This window comes from Comamonas sp. SCN 65-56 (assembly GCF_001724135.1).
Taxonomy (GTDB): Bacteria; Pseudomonadota; Gammaproteobacteria; order Burkholderiales; family Burkholderiaceae_C; genus Comamonas_C.
The window spans coordinates 52,225-68,032 of the sequence record NZ_MEDS01000008.1 but is presented as its reverse complement, the minus strand read 5'-3'; the positions used below and the strand labels follow the sequence as shown (position 1 = coordinate 68,032).

The 15,808-nt window shown below is 65.4% G+C and carries 17 protein-coding genes; 7 read left to right on the top strand and 10 right to left on the bottom strand.

What is annotated here, in order from left to right; translation table 11 throughout:
• Positions 1–10: 10 nt before the first annotated feature.
• The 3 genes from ABS45_RS05650 to ABS45_RS05640 form a co-directional block, all read right to left on the bottom strand.
• Entirely contained in the window at positions 11–1,279 is a 1,269-nt protein-coding gene (locus tag ABS45_RS05650) for an HDOD domain-containing protein (RefSeq protein ID WP_291553904.1), read from the bottom strand.
• A 26-nt stretch (positions 1,280–1,305) separates the two neighbouring features.
• Positions 1,306–2,565, bottom strand: coding sequence for an HDOD domain-containing protein (locus tag ABS45_RS05645; protein ID WP_291553902.1), 1,260 nt, complete (start codon positions 2,563–2,565; stop codon positions 1,306–1,308).
• An 84-nt stretch (positions 2,566–2,649) separates the two neighbouring features.
• Entirely contained in the window at positions 2,650–3,450 is an 801-nt protein-coding gene (locus ABS45_RS05640) for a ferritin-like domain-containing protein (RefSeq protein WP_291553899.1), read from the bottom strand.
• 43 nt (positions 3,451–3,493) lie between these two features.
• On the opposite strand from ABS45_RS05640, the gene ABS45_RS05635 reads away from it, so the two are divergent.
• Together ABS45_RS05635 and ABS45_RS05630 are read left to right on the top strand one after the other, a co-directional pair.
• Positions 3,494–4,018: a gamma carbonic anhydrase family protein gene (locus ABS45_RS05635; protein WP_291553896.1), complete on the top strand. Its 525-nt coding sequence runs from the start codon at positions 3,494–3,496 to the stop codon at positions 4,016–4,018.
• Between the two features lie 10 nt (positions 4,019–4,028).
• Positions 4,029–4,994: an Hsp33 family molecular chaperone HslO gene (locus tag ABS45_RS05630; RefSeq protein WP_291553893.1), complete on the top strand. Its 966-nt coding sequence runs from the start codon at positions 4,029–4,031 to the stop codon at positions 4,992–4,994.
• Between the two features lie 11 nt (positions 4,995–5,005).
• Here ABS45_RS05630 and ABS45_RS05625 read toward each other — a convergent pair whose 3' ends face one another.
• Positions 5,006–6,751 carry a methyl-accepting chemotaxis protein gene (locus ABS45_RS05625; protein WP_291553890.1) on the bottom strand — a complete coding sequence of 582 codons (1,746 nt, stop codon included), beginning with the start codon at positions 6,749–6,751 and terminating at the stop codon, positions 5,006–5,008.
• Positions 6,752–6,985: 234 nt separating this feature from the next.
• Here ABS45_RS05625 and ABS45_RS05620 point away from each other — a divergent pair, with 234 nt between their 5' ends.
• On the top strand, positions 6,986–7,906 hold the full coding sequence (locus ABS45_RS05620) for a LysR family transcriptional regulator (RefSeq protein ID WP_291553885.1): 921 nt from the start codon (positions 6,986–6,988) through the stop codon (positions 7,904–7,906).
• Positions 7,907–7,929: 23 nt separating this feature from the next.
• Here ABS45_RS05620 and ftsB read toward each other — a convergent pair whose 3' ends face one another.
• The 5 genes from ftsB to ABS45_RS05595 all read right to left on the bottom strand — a co-directional run bounded on the left by ftsB (position 7,930) and on the right by ABS45_RS05595 (position 12,440).
• Complete coding sequence (ftsB, locus tag ABS45_RS05615; protein WP_291553882.1) at positions 7,930–8,223, bottom strand: cell division protein FtsB; 294 nt, start codon at positions 8,221–8,223, stop codon at positions 7,930–7,932.
• A 28-nt stretch (positions 8,224–8,251) separates the two neighbouring features.
• A complete protein-coding gene (eno, locus tag ABS45_RS05610; RefSeq protein WP_291553879.1) occupies positions 8,252–9,538 on the bottom strand; it encodes a phosphopyruvate hydratase in 1,287 nt (428 codons plus the stop codon).
• A gap of 99 nt (positions 9,539–9,637) precedes the next feature.
• Positions 9,638–9,928, bottom strand: coding sequence for a DUF1330 domain-containing protein (locus ABS45_RS05605; RefSeq protein WP_291553876.1), 291 nt, complete (start codon positions 9,926–9,928; stop codon positions 9,638–9,640).
• A 3-nt stretch (positions 9,929–9,931) separates the two neighbouring features.
• A complete protein-coding gene (gene kdsA, locus ABS45_RS05600; protein ID WP_291553873.1) occupies positions 9,932–10,789 on the bottom strand; it encodes a 3-deoxy-8-phosphooctulonate synthase in 858 nt (285 codons plus the stop codon).
• A gap of 4 nt (positions 10,790–10,793) precedes the next feature.
• Positions 10,794–12,440 carry a CTP synthase gene (locus ABS45_RS05595; protein ID WP_291553870.1) on the bottom strand — a complete coding sequence of 549 codons (1,647 nt, stop codon included), beginning with the start codon at positions 12,438–12,440 and terminating at the stop codon, positions 10,794–10,796.
• A 144-nt stretch (positions 12,441–12,584) separates the two neighbouring features.
• On the opposite strand from ABS45_RS05595, the gene coaBC reads away from it, so the two are divergent.
• Genes coaBC through ABS45_RS05575 form a run of 4 tightly spaced genes read left to right on the top strand, consistent with a single transcriptional unit; the run spans position 12,585 to position 15,252 of the window.
• On the top strand, positions 12,585–13,805 hold the full coding sequence (gene coaBC / locus ABS45_RS05590; RefSeq protein WP_291553867.1) for a bifunctional phosphopantothenoylcysteine decarboxylase/phosphopantothenate--cysteine ligase CoaBC: 1,221 nt from the start codon (positions 12,585–12,587) through the stop codon (positions 13,803–13,805).
• A 23-nt stretch (positions 13,806–13,828) separates the two neighbouring features.
• Positions 13,829–14,269: a hypothetical protein gene (locus tag ABS45_RS05585; RefSeq protein ID WP_291553864.1), complete on the top strand. Its 441-nt coding sequence runs from the start codon at positions 13,829–13,831 to the stop codon at positions 14,267–14,269.
• A gap of 8 nt (positions 14,270–14,277) precedes the next feature.
• Positions 14,278–14,724, top strand: a complete 447-nt coding sequence (gene dut, locus ABS45_RS05580) for a dUTP diphosphatase (protein WP_291553861.1) — start codon at positions 14,278–14,280, stop codon at positions 14,722–14,724.
• A gap of 36 nt (positions 14,725–14,760) precedes the next feature.
• Positions 14,761–15,252 (top strand): glycine zipper 2TM domain-containing protein, encoded by a 492-nt coding sequence (locus tag ABS45_RS05575; RefSeq protein WP_291553858.1) that lies wholly within the window; start codon positions 14,761–14,763, stop codon positions 15,250–15,252.
• A 20-nt stretch (positions 15,253–15,272) separates the two neighbouring features.
• Here ABS45_RS05575 and ABS45_RS05570 read toward each other — a convergent pair whose 3' ends face one another.
• Positions 15,273–15,773 (bottom strand): peptidylprolyl isomerase, encoded by a 501-nt coding sequence (locus ABS45_RS05570; protein ID WP_291553855.1) that lies wholly within the window; start codon positions 15,771–15,773, stop codon positions 15,273–15,275.
• Positions 15,774–15,808: the final 35 nt, after the last annotated feature.

The following is a 15,808-nucleotide window of genomic DNA, read 5'->3' as shown; positions in this document are numbered from 1 at the left end:
GGGGAACGGGCTACGGACTTTCGCTGGTCAGTTCGTCCGCCCAGGCCAGTGCCTGCATGTGCGCCATGTTGACCTGGTGGTTGGATAGCTGCAACTGCGCGCAAGCGCGCGCAAACGCGGCATCGTCTCCGCTTTCGCAGGCGATGGTGAGCTCCAGGAAGGGCGCGAACACGCCATGTTTGTGCAGCAGCGCGTCGACCACCGGCTCTGGCAGCGACACGGTTTCCAGCGCGCGTTCCAGCGGCACGCCCAGCATCACGTCCAGCAGCGAAAAGACGCCGACCACGAAGGCGTTGTCGGCCTCCTCGGGCGGCAGCATCTCGGCGGCCAGCAGTTCCATCAGCCGCCCGCGCACCACGGCCGTCTGCCCCACGGCCAGCGGCGTGCTGCTGTTGCGCGAGGTGGTGAGCAGCAGTGCGGCCCAGCGAAACAGCTTCTTGAGCCCGAGAATCATCACCGCGTGTTTGAACGAGGTGATCTCCACCTGCAGGCCGAAGCCCGATGAGTTGATGAAGCGCAGCAGGTTGAAGGAGAGCGTCGGGTCGCGCTTGAGCAGTTGCTCAATTTCATCCGTGTCGGCCTGCTTGCGCACCAGGTTGATGAGCTGCAGGATGGTGGCTTGCGACGGGCGTATGGTCTGCGCCTTGACCACCGACGGCTTGGCAAACCAGTAGCCCTGGAACAAGGTCACGCCAAGCTTGGCCATGCGTTCGTATTGCTCGGCGGACTCCACCTTTTCGGCCACCAGCGTGGCCTTGGCGTTGGCCGCGCGGGCGAATTTCACCAGTGGCTCGGCCAGCTCCGGCTTGAACGCCAGCATGTCCAGCTTGATGAAATCCGCCAGTGGCAGCCAACTGGCATAGGGTTTGCGCAGGGCATGCTGGTCCAGCGCGATGCGAAAACCGCGCTCCTTCAGGCCCTGGAAAATTGCCACCTTGTCGTCGATGTCCTGCGCCGATGCCTCGGCGCCCAGCGGAGGCACCTCCAGCACCACCTTCTCGGGATGGATCAGATCCAGGTGCGCGCCGACCAGGCTTTCGTGGGTGCAATTGATGAAGACGGTGTTGCGGCCGATGAGGCTTTCGGAACCGGCGTAGGACAGCGCGTTGAACAGCACGGCCGCATCCGTGGCGGCGGTGTGTTGGTCGGCTGCGGTGCTGCGATCGAACAGTTCATAGCCAAACACGGCGCGCTGGGCGTCGAGGATGGCCTGGCGGGCGATCGCGACCGTGTTGTCGTCGACGGGGGTGGCGGGGGCGGCGCTTTGGGTATCGGTCATGGTGTGCAGGGGCGGTGTGTGCGGTGTCAGACTTCGCACACTTGGTCGGCCCAGGCAAGTGCCTGCAGATGCGCCATGTTCACCTGCTGGCTGGTCAATGGCAGCGTCTGCAGCGCATGGTCGTAGTCTTCATCGCTGTTGGTTTCACAGGCCTGCACCAGCAGCAGCAGCTGGCCCAGGGGGCCATCATGGTGCTCGATCTGATTGACCACTTCAGTGGGCAGATCCAGCAACTGCAGGGCCTGGTCGAGCGGCATCTCCAGCATCTGATCGAGCATGGAGAACATGCCCGCAAGGAAGGCCTCGTCCACCTGCTCGGGCGTGAGGAACTCCTGCGCCAGCAGCTCCATGAAGCGCCCGCGCACCACCGCGGTCTGGCCGACGGCGGGTGGCGGTCCGCCGTTGCGGGCGGCGGTCAGCAACAGCGCGGCCCAGCGAAACAATTTCTTGAGGCCCAGCAACATGACGGCCTGGCGAAACGAGGTGATCTCGCGGCGCAGCCCCAGGCCGGCGGAGTTGATGAGCCGCATCAGGTTGAAGGCCAGTCCCGCATCGCGCTTCAATACGTCTTCGATCTGATCGGTATTGGCCTGTTTGCGCACCAGGTTGAGCAGTTCGAGGATGTTGGCCTGCACCGGGCTCAGCAGCTTGGCCTGCACCAGCGCCGGACGGGCAAACCAGTAGCCCTGGAACATCCCGACCCCGAGCGACGAAGCCATGTCGTACTGCTGTGCGGTTTCCAGCTTCTCGGCGATCAGTTCGGCCTGGCTCTGGCGCTGTGCATGCTGGATCAGCACCGTGGCCTGGTCAGGGGGCAGCACGGAGAGGTCGAGCTTGATGAAATCGGCCTGGGCCAGCCAGGGCGCGTAGGCGGATTCAAGTACCGACTGGTTGAACGCCAGATGAAAACCGCGCTCACGCAATGCCGCCAGTACCGGCTGGCGGGCAGCAATTTCCTCGGCGTCAGGGCGCGCCAGCGGGGGAATTTCGAGCACGATCCTGTCGGGATTGACCAGCTCCAGATGGCCGCCGGACAGACTCTCATGCGTGCAGTTGACGAACAGCAGACTCTTGCCCACGATTTCTTCGCTGCCGGCATGCGAGAGCGCGTTGAACAGCGCCAGCACATCGCTGGCGGCCGTATGGTCGTCGCGTGCGTGCGAGCGATCCAGCAGTTCGTAGCCGACGACCGCCTGCCTGGCGTTGACGATGGCTTGACGCGCGATCATCGCGCCTGCCGGGCCGTTGCGCTGGCCAGGGGAGGGGGTGGCGGATGGGTCTGTCATGGATGCGATGGCTGGCGTAAGTGGCGCCGTACGCGGCGTGGTGAAAGGCATTGTAGGCAACGCTGCCGTGCGCTCCATTGTCGTCTACTCCCCGGCGAGCCAGCGCAATTCGGTCTCGGTGAAGCCCGCGGCCAGGCGTGCGGGCTCGTTGAGCGGCGGCTTGGCGCGTGGCGCAGCGTGCTGGCGCGCCAGCACGGCGTAGTGCCGCACCGGGTCCAGCCCCTGGCGGGCGCAGAGCCAACGGTACCAGTGGTTGCCAATGGCCACATGGCCGATTTCTTCGTGCAAGATGATGTTCAAAATCTCCACCGCCGCCAGTGCATCGGGCGCGCCCGTGCTGCGCAGCTTGTGCTGGATCAGCGGCGTGGCGTCCAGTCCGCGCGCCTCCAGCGTGCGCGGCACCAGCGCCATGCGTGCCGTGATGTCGTGCGCGGTCTTTTCGCACATGGTCCACAGCCCCTGGTGCGCCGGGAAGTCACCGTAGTCGTGGCCCAGCCGGCTGCGCAGGTGCTGGCGCAGCAGTGTGAAGTGCCTGGCCTCTTCGGCCGCCACGCGCAGCCAATCGCGGTAGTAGGCCTCGGGCATGCCCGGAAAGCGCCAGATGGCATCCAGCGCGAGGTTGATGGCGTTGAACTCGATGTGTGCAATCGCGTGGATCAGCACCGCGCGGCCCTCGGGCGTGGCAGGGGAGCGGCGCCGCACCTCGGTAGGTGCCAGCAGCAGCGGGCGGTCAGGGTGACCGGGCAGTGCCTGTTCGGCCACCAAAGTCGCCGTTGTTGCTATATCCAAAGTAGCTGCTTGCGCATGCAGGGCAAGCGTCTGCAGTGGTTTTTGTTCTATGTCTGTCAGCCCTAGAAGATCCAGGGCGCGTTGGCGAAGCTCCATCTCTACAATTGTAGTTTTCAGCCTTTGATGGAGACCCGGCGCGATGGCAATCTATGAACTCGATGGCGTGGCGCCTCAGCGGGCGGCCAGCAGCTGGGTGGCCGAAAGCGCCGAGGTGATGGGCGCCGTCACGCTGCACGAAGACACCAGCATCTGGTTCGGCACCGTGGTGCGCGGCGATACCGCGCACATCACCATAGGCGCCGGCTCCAATATCCAGGACGCGAGCGTGCTGCATGCGGACGAAGGCCTGCCGCTGACCGTGGGCAAGCACGTGACCGTCGGCCACAAGGTGATGCTGCATGGTTGCACGATAGGCGATGAATCGCTCATCGGCATTGGCGCCGTGGTGCTCAATGGCGCGAAGATCGGCAAGAACTGCCTCGTCGGCGCCGGCTCGCTCGTGACCGAGGGCAAGGAGTTTCCCGATGGCTCGATGATCATCGGCAGCCCGGCGCGTGTGGTGCGCCAGCTCACGCCCGAGCAGATCGAGGGCCTGCGCTGGAGCGCACGCGACTACATTGAAAATGCCCGCCGCTTCAAGGCCGGGCTCAAGCGCATTGCCTGATCGCTCTGCCGTGTCCGAGCTGCAGCGTTTTCTGTTTGATGGTCTGCCGGTGCGCGGCGCCATCGTGCGCCTGACCGATGCCTGGACCGAGGTGTTGCGCCGTCGCGCGGCCAATACCGAAACCGGTGCCTACCCCGTGCCGGTGGCGCAGTTGCTGGGCGAGATGCTGGCGGCTTCGGTGCTGATGCACACCCACGTCAAGTTCGATGGCACGCTCATTTTGCAGATGGCGGGCGATGGCCCGGTGCGTCTTGCGGTGGCGCAGGTCGACGCCGGTTTGCGTCTGCGTGCCACCGCATCCCTTAGCGGCGTGGTGCCTGCAGGCGCCGATCTGGCGATGCTGGTGAACCCCGGGGGGAAGGGGCGCTGCGCGATCACGCTCGATCCGCAGACGCGCCAGCAAGGCCAGCAGCCCTATCAGGGCATCGTGGGGCTGACGGGCGACGATGGTGCTCCTTTTCACACGCTGGCTGCCGGTCTGCAGCACTACATGCAGCGCTCGGAACAACTGGCCACCACCCTGGTGCTGGCGGCGGATGAGAGTGTCGCAGCCGGCCTGCTGGTGCAGCGCATGCCGCTTTCGGGCGCGGGCAATCTGGGTGGCAGCGCGCAGGACGCGGCGCAGAGCTACGAACGCATCGCCACGTTGGCGGCCAGCCTTTCCCGGCAGGAGCTGCTGGAGCTGCAGCCCTCTGCCGTGCTGCACCGCCTGTTCTGGCAAGAGCGCTTGATGGGGTTTGCCCCTCTTTCAGGGGACCAGGGCCCGCGCTTTACCTGTACCTGCTCGCGCGAGCGCGTGGCGGGCATGCTGCGCAGCCTGGGGCAGGAGGAAGTGCAGGGCCTTCTGCGCGAGCGTGGCGAGGCGGAGGTTGCGTGCGAATACTGCGGTCAGCAATACCGCTTTGATGCTGTCGATGTCCGCCAGATCTTCACCGAACCCGGCAGCCAGCCACCGGTGCCGCCCCACATGCAGTGAGGCGGGGCGGTTCAGAACGATTCCCACTCGCCCTCGCTACTTGCGGGCGCGGCTGCCCTGGGCGCCGGCGCTGCAGGCAAGGCGGCCGCCTTGGGCGCTGCCTTGGCCAGGGCAGCCGGCTTGACGGGCTTGCGCGCTGCGGGTGGCGGCGGCGCGTGACGGGGCGCTGGAGTGGTGGCCCTCGCCGGTGCCGAGGCTGACTCGCTGCCCAGCTTGAAGATGGAGACCGCCTGCACCAGGTCCTGTGCCTGGGTGTTCAGGCTGGCCGCGGCAGCGGCCATTTCTTCCACCAGCGCGGCGTTCTGCTGCGTCGCCTGGTCCATCTGGGTCACGGCCTCGCCCACCTGGGCGACGCCGCTCGCCTGTTCGTTGCTGGCGGCGCTGATTTCGCTCATCAGGTCGGTCACGCGGCGGATGCTGGTCACCACCTCGGTCATGGTTTCACCGGCCTCGTAGACCATGGTGCTGCCCTGGCTGACGCGGTCGACGCTTTCCTGGATGAGCTGCTTGATTTCCTTGGCCGCTTCGGCCGATCGCCCGGCCAGTGAACGCACTTCGCCGGCCACCACGGCGAAACCGCGGCCCTGTTCGCCCGCACGCGCTGCTTCCACCGCGGCATTGAGCGCCAGGATGTTGGTCTGAAACGCGATGCCGTCGATCACGCTGATGATGTCGGCAATGCGCGTGGAACTCTCGTGGATGCCTTTCATGGTCTGCACCACCTGGTTGACGGCGTTGCCACCGCGCGCCGCCACCTCGGAGGCGCTGAGGGCGAGCTGGTTGGCCTGGTTCGCGCTGTCGGCGTTCTGGCGCACGGTGGCGCCGAGCTGCTCCATCGAGGCCGCGGTTTCTTCCAGGGCGCTGGCCTGGCTTTCGGTGCGCGCAGACAGGTCCTGATTGCCCTGTGCGATCTGGGCACTGGCCACGGCCACGCTGTCGGAGCTGCGGCGAACGCGGGTAACCACCTCGCCCAAACTGCTCTTCATCGACGACAGCTGCGCCATCAGACTCTTGCCGTCACCGCTCTTGACCTGGATGGAGCGTGTGAAATCGCCCGCGGCCAGCGCCTGCGCCATTTGCGCGGCCTCGGCCGGCTCACCGCCGAGTTCGCGCAGCAGGCTGCGGCTGATCAGCCAGCCGAGCACCGCGGCCAGCGCAAGTGCAATCAGCCCGAGACCAATCAGCAGGGTACGGGCGTTGTCCGCTGCACTCTGCGCATCCTTGCCCGTCTGATCGGCGGCCTTGCGCCCGGCATCGATGAAGGCCTGTATCGCGCCCTTGTAGTTCGCCAGCATGGGGCGCAGCGTTTCGTTCAGGAACAAGCGGCTTTCGTCGACCTGGTCTGCGAGTACCAGCTTGGCGAGTTGATCCGCGCCGGCCCGGTAGGCATCGCGCGTTGCCTGAACTTTCGCGAGCAGTGCCTGCTTTTCGGGTGAAGTCGCGGTCTTGTTGATGTTCTCAAGCGCTGCAGCATTGGACTGGCGTGCCGCCGCGATCGCCTGCGTCAGCCGCGTGCGGTCGCTCGGGTCATTGCTCAGCATCATGTTGCGCAGCGCGATCGCAATCGCGTCGGCGTTGGACATCAGCGAGGTGCTTTCCAGCAGCTCGGGCAAGTCGCGATGCGAGATGCGCTCCAAGTCGCCGCTGGTGTGTTGCAGCGCCAGGATGCCGGTCACTATGCAGATGACGAGCAAGGCGCAGACGGCGCCGAAGCTCACGGTCAGGCGGGTGCTCACACGCCAGCTGGACAGGTTCATGAATGGCTCCTGATGCGGTAGGCGGCGCAATGGTCGGCCGTCGACAGCCGTGTCTGCATTGCGTTGAAACAAGCTTACTGCCGCTGTTGGAGACAAGGCAAGAAGATGCTTGAGGCGTGCGATTGCGACGCAACACTCGAAGATCTCGCTTGTGTCACAGGGAATGCCGACAGCCCACGGCTGCCCGAGGTCGAGAATGCGGCTGCGACGTGCGCGCAAAGGGAATAATCGGCCATGGATTCGCTTGACCTCATACAGATCTTTCGCGAGGTGGCGCGCCGCGGCAGCTTTTCCGGTACCGCGGCGGCGCAGGGCGTTTCACCTGCGAGCGTGAGCAAGGCGATCGCCCAGCTGGAGAAGCGTTTCGGCCTGCGCCTGTTCAACCGCACGACGCGCAAGGTGTCGTTGACCGATGCGGGGCAACTGCTGTTTGAACGCAGCAGCGCGGTGCTGGAGCTGGTGAACCTCACCGAGGGCGAACTGCACCAGCGCGCAACGCGTCCCAGCGGCAGGCTTTCAGTCACCATGCCCTACGAGCTCGCGCATACCGACGTGCCGGCCATGCTGGGCGATTTCTTGCAGGAATACCCCGAGGTGACACTCGATTTGCGCATGACAGACCGGGTCGTGGACCTGGCCGAGGAAGGCATAGACCTTGCATTTCGCGCCGGCCCCATCGCGGATGCCAATCTCATCGTCCGCCGCCTGCTGCTGATCGACTTTGTGGCAGCAGCATCACCTGCGTATTGGCGCGCGCATGGCAAGCCGCAGCGGCCTGAGCAACTGTGCACGCATGCGCAGCTGGCCTGGAGCCTGCCGGGGCAGGCGCCGTGCTGGCGCTTTCAGGTGGCAGGCAAGCCGTTGGAGCTCGCGCTGCAGCCGCGTGTCAATGCCAGCCTGCAGGGGCCGCTGATCACCCTGGCCACGCAGGGGCTGGGCGTGGTGTGGGCGGCACGGCGCTCTCTGGCGCAGTGGCTGGAGAGCGGCGAGCTGGAGCCCGCGCTGGAACAATTTTCACCGTCGGACGTATGGCTGTACGCCGCCTACATGCAGCGGCGGCACAACAGCGCGGCCTTGCGCGCGCTGCTGGCGCATCTGGATCGGTTTGCCGAAGCCTTCCGCCAGGCCGATGGCCAGCAGCCGACAACGCCATGACGCCGTGACGTCATTGGCGCGCGTCAGGGCTTGGCCGGGCTCCCGCGCAGCACTTCGACATAGACCTCGCCGGGCTTGACCATGCCCAGCTCGCTGCGGGCCTTTTCCTCGACGATGTCCAGACCCTGCTTCAGGTCCTGCACTTCGGCTTCCAGGTGCTCGTTGGCCAGGCGCGCCTTGGCGTTGGCTGCCTGCTGCGCGGACAGCTGGGCGCGCATCTGCGCCACCTCGCCGATGCTGCCGTGCCCGCTCCACAGCTGCAGGTGGATGAGCAGCAGCAGCAGCAGGAGCAGCAGGGCAACGGTACGCGAGCCCAAGGGTCAGCCGACGGGGTGAGAGGGTGCTTCAGCGCAGGTTGTAGAACGCCGCGCGACCCGGGTATTCGGCCACGTCGCCCAGGTCTTCCTCGATGCGCAGCAGCTGGTTGTACTTGGCCATGCGGTCCGAGCGCGAGAGCGAGCCGGTCTTGATCTGCCCGGCGTTCAGGCCGACGGCGATGTCGGCGATAGTGCTGTCCTCGGTCTCGCCCGAGCGGTGGCTGACGACCGCGGTGTAGCCCGCGCGCTTGGCCATTTCGATCGCGGCAAAGGTTTCCGTCAGGGTGCCGATCTGGTTGATCTTGATCAGAATGGAATTGGCAACGCCCTTCTCGATGCCTTCCTTGAGGATCCTGGCGTTGGTGACAAAGAGGTCGTCGCCCACCAGCTGCACGTTGTCGCCCATGCGCTGGGTCAGCAGCTTCCAGCCGTCCCAGTCGCCCTCGGCCATGCCGTCCTCGATGCTGATGATGGGGTATTTGTCGGCCCAGGTCAGCAGCATGTCGGTCCATTGCTCTGCCGTGAGCTTGAGCCCGCCTTCGCCATTCAGCACGTACTGGCCATCCTTGTAGAACTCGCTGGAGGCGCAGTCCAGGCCGAGCGCGATCTGCTCGCCTGCGGTGTAGCCCGCTGCCTCGATGGCCTGCAGGATGAGCTGAATCGCCGCCTCGTGGTTTTCCACGCGCGGGGCAAAGCCGCCTTCGTCGCCTACCGCCGTGCTCAGGCCCTTGTCGGCGATGATTTTCTTTAGCGCATGAAACACTTCGGCGCCCCAGCGCAGCGCTTCGCGAAACGAATCGGCACCGACCGGGATGATCATGAACTCCTGAATATCCAGGCCGTTGTTGGCGTGCGCGCCGCCGTTGATCACGTTCATCATCGGCACCGGCAACTGGCAGCCGCCCATGCCGCCGAAGTAGCGGTACAGCGGCAGGCCAGCTTCTTCGGCGGCGGCGCGTGCCACGGCCATCGAGACGGCGAGCATGGCGTTGGCACCCAGACGGTTCTTGTTCTCGGTACCGTCCAGGTCGATCAGCGTCTTGTCGAGGAAGGCCTGTTCCGATGCATCCAGCCCCAGCACCGCCTCGGAGATTTCGGTGTTGATGTGCTCGACCGCGCGCAGCACGCCCTTGCCGCCGTAGCGGCTCTTGTCGCCGTCGCGCAGTTCGATCGCCTCGCGCGAGCCGGTGGAGGCACCGCTGGGCACGGCCGCGCGGCCCATCACGCCGCTTTCCAGCAGTACGTCGCATTCGACGGTGGGGTTGCCGCGGCTGTCCAGCACTTCGCGGCCTACGATGTCAACAATGGCACTCATGGGTTTCCTTGGATGGGTGGGCAGAGGCGCAGGCTCTGGCAGTTTGAATAAAAATCAGGCTCTGGCGCAATAGGGGCAAGCGCTGCAAGCTATCAAAAATCAAGCGCCTTCGACGACGACCATGCGCATGGTGCAGGCGCCTTCGCGCGCGGCGCGCGCAGCACGGTACTCGGGCGAATCCCAGTAAATCTTGGCGGCTTCGACGCTGGGGAATTTCAGCACCACGGTGCGCCCCGGGTTCCAGCCGCCTTCCAGCGTTTCCACGGCCCCGCCGCGCACCAGCACCTCGGCGCCGTGCACCCGGATGGCCTCGGTGCTGAGCTTTTTGTAGACGTCGTAGGCCGCCTGGTTGGTGATGTCGACCGACGCGATGATGTAGCCGCAGGGCATGGTTCAGACTCCAAAGTCGTTTTCAAGAAAGGGGCGGCTCTTGGTCGCTGCATCCAGCGCCTTGAGTGATTCGAGCAGCGCGCGCATGTGTTTGAGCGGCACGGCGTTGGGGCCGTCCGAGAGTGCGTGTGCCGGGTCAGGATGGGTTTCCATGAACAGGCCCGCCACACCCACGGCCACCGCCGCGCGCGCCAGCACCGGCACCATCTCGCGCACGCCGCCGCTGCTCGTGCCATTGCCGCCGGGCAGCTGCACGCTGTGCGTGGCGTCAAAGACGACGGGTGCGCCGGTCTCGCGCATGATGGCGAGCGAGCGCATGTCGCTCACCAGGTTGTTGTAGCCAAAGCTCGCGCCGCGCTCGCAGGCCATGAAGTTGTCTTCCGGCAAACCCTTTTCGCGCGCCGCGGCGCGCGCCTTGGCGATGACGTGGATCATGTCGTGCGGCGCGAGGAACTGGCCCTTCTTGATGTTCACCGGCTTGCCCGATTGCGCCACCGCGTGGATGAAGTCGGTCTGGCGGCACAAAAAAGCGGGCGTTTGCAGCACGTCGACGACGGCGGCAACCGCCGGCACCTCGGCCTCGGTGTGCACGTCGGTCAGCACCGGCACGCCAATGGTTTGTTTCACCTTGGCCAGAATCTCCAGGCCCTTTTCCATGCCCGGACCGCGAAAGCTGGTGCCGCTGGAACGGTTGGCCTTGTCGAAGCTGCTCTTGAAGACGAAGGGGATGTCGAGACTGGCGCTGATTTCCTTCAACTGCCCGGCCACGTCCATCTGCAGTTGCTCGCTCTCGACCACACAAGGCCCGGCGATGAGAAAAAAGGGCTGGGTGAGACCTGCGTCGAAATCGCACAAACGCATGGTGTCAGCCCTTGTGCCGCGCCACGGCCGCGGCGATGAAGGAATTGAACAGCGGGTGACCGCTCCACGGCGCGGATTTGAACTCGGGGTGGAACTGCACACCGATGAACCAGGGATGCACGCTTTGCGGCAGCTCGACGATTTCGGTCAAATGCTCGCGCTGCGTCAGCGCCGAGATCACCAGACCGGCCTGGCGCAATTGATCGAGGTAGCGCACGTTGGCCTCGTAGCGGTGGCGGTGGCGCTCGGTCACCACGTCGCCGTAGATGTGATGTGCCAGCGTGCCCGGTTGCACATCCGAAGACTGCGCACCCAGGCGCATGGTGCCGCCCAGGTCGGAGTTCTCGTCGCGCGTCTTGATGCTGCCGTCCTGATCCTTCCATTCGGTGATCAGGGCAATCACGGGGTAGGGCGTCTTGGGATCGAACTCGGTGGAGTTGGCCTTGGCCATGCCCGCCACGTGGCGCGCGTATTCGATCGTCGCCACCTGCATCCCCAGGCAGATGCCGAGGTAGGGCAGCTTGTGCTCGCGCGCGTAGCGGGCCGTCGAAATCTTGCCCTCGATGCCGCGCGAGCCAAAGCCGCCGGGCACGAGGATGGCGTCGAAGCCGCCGAGCTGCTGCTCGGCGTTCGCGTCGCTGATGGTTTCGGAATCCAGATGCGCGATGGTCACGCGCACGTGGCTCTGCATGCCCGCGTGCTTGAGCGCCTCGTTCACCGATTTGTAGGCATCGGTCAGCTCGACGTATTTGCCGACCATGGCCACGCGCACTTCGCCCTGCGGGTGCTCGGTTTCGTGCACCAGATCGTCCCAGCGCTGCAGGCTGGCCGGGCGCGTGTTCAGCCGCAGCTTGTCGCAGATCAGGCCGTCGAGCCCCTGCTCGTGCAGCATGCGCGGCACCTTGTAGATGGTGTCCACGTCCCACATGCTGATCACGCCCCACTCGGGCACGTTGGTGAAGAGCGAGATTTTTTCGCGCTCCTCTAGGGGTACGGCTTTTTGCGCGCGGCACAGCAGCGCGTCGGCCTGGATGCCGATCTCGCGCAGTTTTTGCACCGTGTGCTGCGTCGGCTTGGTCTTGAGTTCGCCGGCAGTGGCAATCCAGGGCAGGTAAGTGAGGTGCACGAAAGCGGTGTTGTTCGGGCCCAGCTTCAGCGCCAGCTGGCGCGCGGCCTCCAGAAAAGGCAGCGACTCGATGTCGCCCACCGTGCCGCCGATTTCGCAAATCGCCACATCCACCGCATCGGCCGTGCCTATGCCGGCGCCGCGCTTGATGAACTCCTGAATTTCGTTGGTGATATGCGGAATCACCTGCACCGTCTTGCCCAGGTAGTCGCCGCGGCGCTCTTTTTCGAGCACGCTCTGGTAGATGCGCCCGGTGGTGAAGTTGTTGGCCTGGCGCATGCGCGTTTCGATGAAACGCTCGTAGTGGCCCAGGTCCAGGTCGGTCTCGGCGCCATCGTCGGTGACGAACACCTCACCGTGCTGAAACGGGCTCATGGTGCCCGGATCGACGTTGATGTAGGGGTCGAGCTTGACGAGCGTGACCTTCAGGCCCCGCGATTCCAGGATCGCGGCGAGGGAGGCGGAGGCGATTCCCTTGCCCAGGGAAGACACCACACCGCCGGTGACGAAGACGAATTTGGTCATGTCCTGCTTGGGATGCGCGGACTCGGTGGCGCATTCCCGGTGGAAACGCTGATTATAGGAAATGCAACCGTGAGCAAGCCTTTTGCCAAGCTGGTTTGATCACCGTTTGGCGTTGGCGTGGACCGGTCTGATAAATTGCCTGACATGAATGCATTGACTGGCAAACACATCGTCCTGGGGCTCTCGGGTGGCATCGCCTGCTACAAGGCGGCCGAACTGGCGCGCCTGCTGGTAAAGGCCGGGGCAACGGTGCAGGTGGTGATGACGGAAGCGGCCGAGCATTTCATCACGGCGGTGACCCTGCAGGCGCTCACCGGCCGCGCCGTCGCCACATCGCAATGGGACATGCGCGAGCCCAACGCGATGGCGCACATCAACCTCTCGCGTGAGGCGGATGCGATTCTGATCGCCCCCTGCAGCGCGGATTTCATCGCCCGGCTGGCGCAGGGGCGTTCGGATGAGTTGCTCAGCTTGCTGTGCGTGGCGCGCCCGATCGAACGCGTGCCGCTGCTGCTGGCGCCGGCCATGAACCGCGAGATGTGGGCGCATCCGGCAACGCAGCGCAACCTGATGCAGGCGGTGGCGGATGGGGCGGTGTCGCTCGGCGTCGGCTGCGGCGAGCAGGCCTGCGGCGAGACCGGCGACGGCCGCATGCTGGAGCCCGCGGAAATCCTCGAGGAGCTGGAGGCGTTTTTCACGCCCAAGTGGCTGGCCAGTGAGCGTGTGCTCATCACGGCCGGGCCGACGTTTGAGGCCATCGACCCGGTGCGTGGCATCACCAACCACTCCAGCGGCAAGATGGGCTTTGCGATTGCCCGCGCGGCGCGCGAGGCGGGCGCGCAGGTCACGCTGGTGGCCGGACCGGTCCATCTGCCCACGCCGCGTGGTGTAGCGCGTGTCGATGTGCATTCAGCACAAAACATGCTTGAAACGGTTGAGCAGCATGTGGCTACAGCTACTTTGTTCATAGCAACAGCGGCCGTAGCGGATTGGCGCCCGGCTGCGGTGGCGCTGCACAAGCTCAAGAAAGACGGGTCGGGCGCGGTGCCGCAACTCTCGTTTGTCGAGAACCCCGACATCCTCGCGCAGGTGGCCGCCAGTGCCCGCGCACGCCACGGACAGCTCTACTGCGTGGGCTTTGCTGCGGAGAGTGAGGATCTGCTGGCCAATGCCAGTGCCAAGCGCAAGCGCAAAGGCGTGCCGCTGCTGGTGGGCAATATCGGTCCCGCCACTTTTGGCCAGGATGACAATGCGCTGCTGCTGGTGGACGAAGCCGGTGCGCAGGAGCTGCCGCGGGCGAGCAAACGCGAACTGGGGCGCACCCTGGTGCAGCAGATTGCCGAGCGTCTGCGCAGCCGGCGGTAACGGGGCGACTGAAGGGAGGAGCGATGTCGGAAAAACCGCCGCAATTGGGCCATACGCCGCCAGACGGCGATTTCGCGCGCTATGTGGAGCAGCTCGTCAGCAGGGGGCAGCCGTCGCCTGGTGCGCAGTCACACGATAGCCATACGCAATTGCCGGGCGCATCGGCTCCCGGTCAGCAGGGTTCCAGGCCAGCCAGCCCGGCGGTGGCTGCGCCCGGCGCACTCCAGCGCCCGGGCGGCAAGAAGGGTGCTGCGACCACTGCGTGGAAGGCTTCCGGGCTTGGCTTTCTGGTGACGGTGTTGGTGGTGCCGATCGTGCTGTCGTGGCTGGCGGTGTGGTGGATACCGGAGCTGGAGCCGGTGCAGGGCTTGATTGCTTTCGCGTTCATTGCCGCGGCTTTGATACACCGCGTGAAACAGACCATTCAGCGCGCGACAGCGGCTGGAAAAGGCCGCAAAGCTTGAGGAACACCGTGCAACTGGATTTCAAGATTCTTGATGAGCGCCTGCGCGTGCACATGCCGGGTTACGCCACGGCGGGAAGTGCCGGATTGGACTTGCGCGCCTGCCTGCAGGCGCCGCTGACGCTGGCCCCGGGACGATGGGAGCTGGTGGCTACCGGCATGGCGATCCACCTGAAAGACCCGGGCTGCGCGGCGCTCATCCTGCCGCGCTCGGGGTTGGGGCACAAGCACGGTATCGTGCTGGGCAATCTGGTGGGTTTGATCGACAGCGACTACCAGGGCGAGCTGATGGTCAGCGCATGGAACCGCAGCGGCGTTGAGTACACCTTGCAGCCCATGGAGCGGCTGGCACAGCTGGTGATCGTGCCGGTGCTGCAGGCCGAGCTGCGCGAGGTGCGGGAATTTGCACCGAGCGAGCGCGGTCAGAGTGGGTATGGTTCCACGGGGCGGCAGTGATGCCGAGGGCTGCGCCCCATTTTTGAAGGAGTGAAGATGATTCAGAACAACCGTGCGGCCGGCGTGGCTGCTGCTGCGGTAGTGGCACTGGCGCTGGCGGGCTGTGCCACCCATCGCGAGCGCCCCTATGCCCAGCAACGCCAAGCCTACCCGCAGGGGCAGATGTATCAGAACCAGTCGGACCCCTATGGCACGCGCTATGGCACCGTGGTGGCCGTTGAAGGCCGGCGCGATGGTGGCGGCACCAGCGGAGTCGGCGCGGTCGCGGGCGGTGTGGCGGGCGGAGTGATAGGCAACCAGGTGGGCGGTGGCACCGGACGGGCGCTGGCCACCATTGCCGGTGTGGTCGTCGGCGCATTGGCAGGCAATGCCATTGAGCAGCAGAGCAACCGCGGCGGCAGCGGCCAGAACTACGTGACGGTGCGTTTCGACGACGGTGCGCAGCAGGTTTATGAAGTGCCCAGCCTGGGTGGGCTGCGCAACGGCGAGCGCGTGCGCGTCTACCAGGGGCAGATCACGCGCATGTAGCGCGTTTGTCTCTCAAGCTCTCAGGAGGTACCGAGGCGGAAAAAACCCGTGCCGGCGCTGCGCCGCTCGGTTTCTTCTTCGGTCGCTTCGCGCACCGCATGCACCTTGAGTTGCAGCCGCAGTGCAATGCCCGCCAGCGGATGGTTGCCATCGAGCACCACATGATCGGGGTAGAGCTGGGCGACCGTGTACAGCGGCTCCTGCGGCAGCCGGTCGGCAAGATCGGCCGGCAGGTGCGCACCTTCGATGATCATGCCTTCCTCGATTTCCGCCGGGAAAGCGGTGCGCGGCTCCAGGAACAGCAGGCTTTCGTCGTAATCGCCAAAGGCTTCTTCCGGCTCCAGGTGCAGTGCCAGGCTGTCGCCGGCCGCATGCCCCTGCAGCGCCTGTTCCAGCCGGGCGAGCAGGTCGTCGCCGCCGACCAGGAAATCGACGGGCTCGTCCAGCACGTCCAGTTCTTCACCCAGGGTGTCCTGCAGAACCCAGGTCAGGGCGACGACGCAATGTTCAGTGATGTGCATGGGAGAGAATTGTCGCAGTTGTGGCGCAAGGTAGC